The following is a 2669-nucleotide window of genomic DNA, read 5'->3' on the forward strand; positions in this document are numbered from 1 at the left end:
CGAGGCGAACCGGGAGAACTGAAACATCTAAGTACCCCGAGGAAAAGAAATCAACCGAGATTCCCTCAGTAGCGGCGAGCGAACGGGGATTAGCCCTTAAGTTTCTTGGAAGTTAGTGGAATGGTCCTGGAAAGGCCAGCGATACAGGGTGATAGCCCCGTACATGAAAACGACCTTGAAGTGAAATCGAGTAGGGCGGGACACGTGACATCCTGTCTGAATATGGGGGGACCATCCTCCAAGGCTAAATACTCCTGACTGACCGATAGTGAACCAGTACCGTGAGGGAAAGGCGAAAAGAACCCCTGTGAGGGGAGTGAAATAGAACCTGAAACCGTGTACGTACAAGCAGTGGGAGCCCTTCGGGGTGACTGCGTACCTTTTGTATAATGGGTCAGCGACTTACATTTTGTAGCGAGGTTAACCGTATAGGGGAGCCGTAGGGAAACCGAGTCTTAACTGGGCGTCTAGTTGCAAGGTGTAGACCCGAAACCGGGTGATCTAGCCATGGGCAGGTTGAAGGTTGAGTAACATCAACTGGAGGACCGAACCCACTAACGTTGCAAAGTTAGGGGATGACCTGTGGCTGGGGGTGAAAGGCCAATCAAACTCGGAGATAGCTGGTTCTCCCCGAAAGCTATTTAGGTAGCGCCTCGGACGAATACTACTGGGGGTAGAGCACTGTTTGGACTAGGGGGTCATCCCGACTTACCAACTCCATGCAAACTCCGAATACCAGTAAGTAATATCCGGGAGACACACGGCGGGTGCTAACGTCCGTCGTGAAGAGGGAAACAACCCAGACCGCCGGCTAAGGTCCCAAAGTTCTGGTTAAGTGGGAAACGATGTGGGAAGGCTCAGACAGCTAGGATGTTGGCTTAGAAGCAGCCATCATTTAAAGAAAGCGTAATAGCTCACTAGTCGAGTCGGCCTGCGCGGAAGATGTAACGGGGCTCAAACCAGGCACCGAAGCCGCGGATTCACACGTATGTGTGAGTGGTAGGGGAGCGTTCTGTAAGTCTGCGAAGGTGTATCGAGAGGTATGCTGGAGATATCAGAAGTGCGAATGCTGACGTAAGTAACGATAAAGGGGGTGAAAAGCCTCCTCGCCGGAAGACCAAGGGTTCCTGTCCAACGTTAATCGGGGCAGGGTGAGTCGACCCCTAAGGTGAGGCCGAAAGGCGTAATCGATGGGAAGCAGGTTAATATTCCTGCACGACTTGTAATTGCGATGGGGGGACGGAGAAGGCTAGGTGGGCCAGGCGACGGTTGTCCTGGTGAAAGTGCGTAGGTGGTGTTTCTAGGCAAATCCGGAGACACAACACTGAGACACGAGACGAACGCACTACGGTGCGGAAGCCATTGATGCCCTGCTTCCAGGAAAAGCCTCTAAGCTTCAGATTACAAGTCATCGTACCCCAAACCGACACAGGTGGTCGGGTAGAGAATACCAAGGCGCTTGAGAGAACTCGGGTGAAGGAACTAGGCAAAATAGAACCGTAACTTCGGGAGAAGGTTCGCTCTTGACAGTGAAGTCCCTTGCGGATGGAGCAGTTGGGAGTCGCAGTGACCAGATGGCTGGGACTGTTTATCAAAAACACAGCACTCTGCAAACACGAAAGTGGACGTATAGGGTGTGACACCTGCCCGGTGCCGGAAGGTTAATTGATGGGGTTAGCGCAAGCGAAGCTCTTGATCGAAGCCCCGGTAAACGGCGGCCGTAACTATAACGGTCCTAAGGTAGCGAAATTCCTTGTCGGGTAAGTTCCGACCTGCACGAATGGTGTAACCATGGCCATGCTGTCTCCACCCGAGACTCAGTGAAATCGAATTCGCCGTGAAGATGCGGTGTACCCGCGGCTAGACGGAAAGACCCCGTGAACCTTTACTACAGCTTGGCACTGAACATTGAACCTACATGTGTAGGATAGGTGGGAGGCTTTGAAGCGATGACGCCAGTTGTCGTGGAGCCGTCCTTGAAATACCACCCTTGTATGTTTGATGTTCTAACGCAGGGCCCTGAATCGGGCTCGCGGACAGTGCCTGGTGGGTAGTTTGACTGGGGCGGTCTCCTCCCAAAGAGTAACGGAGGAGCACGAAGGTTGGCTAATCCTGGTCGGACATCAGGAGGTTAGTGCAATGGCATAAGCCAGCTTAACTGCGAGACGGACAGGTCGAGCAGGTACGAAAGTAGGTCATAGTGATCCGGTGGTTCTGAATGGAAGGGCCATCGCTCAACGGATAAAAGGTACTCCGGGGATAACAGGCTGATACCGCCCAAGAGTTCATATCGACGGCGGTGTTTGGCACCTCGATGTCGGCTCATCACATCCTGGGGCTGAAGTCGGTCCCAAGGGTATGGCTGTTCGCCATTTAAAGTGGTACGCGAGCTGGGTTCAGAACGTCGTGAGACAGTTCGGTCCCTATCTGCCGTGGGCGTTGGATGATTGAAGGGAGTTGCTCCTAGTACGAGAGGACCGGAGTGAACGAACCTCTGGTGTTCGGGTTGTCACGCCAGTGGCACTGCCCGGTAGCTAAGTTCGGAATCGATAACCGCTGAAAGCATCTAAGCGGGAAGCGAGCCCTGAGATGAGTCATCCCTGACCCCTTGAGGGTCCTAAAGGGCCGTTGGAGACCACAACGTTGATAGGTGGGGTGTGTAAGCGCGG

The 2669-nt window shown here is 53.5% G+C and carries 1 rRNA gene; it reads left to right on the forward strand.

The features are described from left to right. Positions 1-2669, forward strand: a 23S ribosomal RNA gene (locus tag BN1119_RS19945); the annotation flags it as partial.

The sequence above is a fragment of the Aeromonas bivalvium genome (assembly GCF_000819765.1).
Taxonomy (GTDB): Bacteria; Pseudomonadota; Gammaproteobacteria; order Enterobacterales; family Aeromonadaceae; genus Aeromonas; species Aeromonas bivalvium.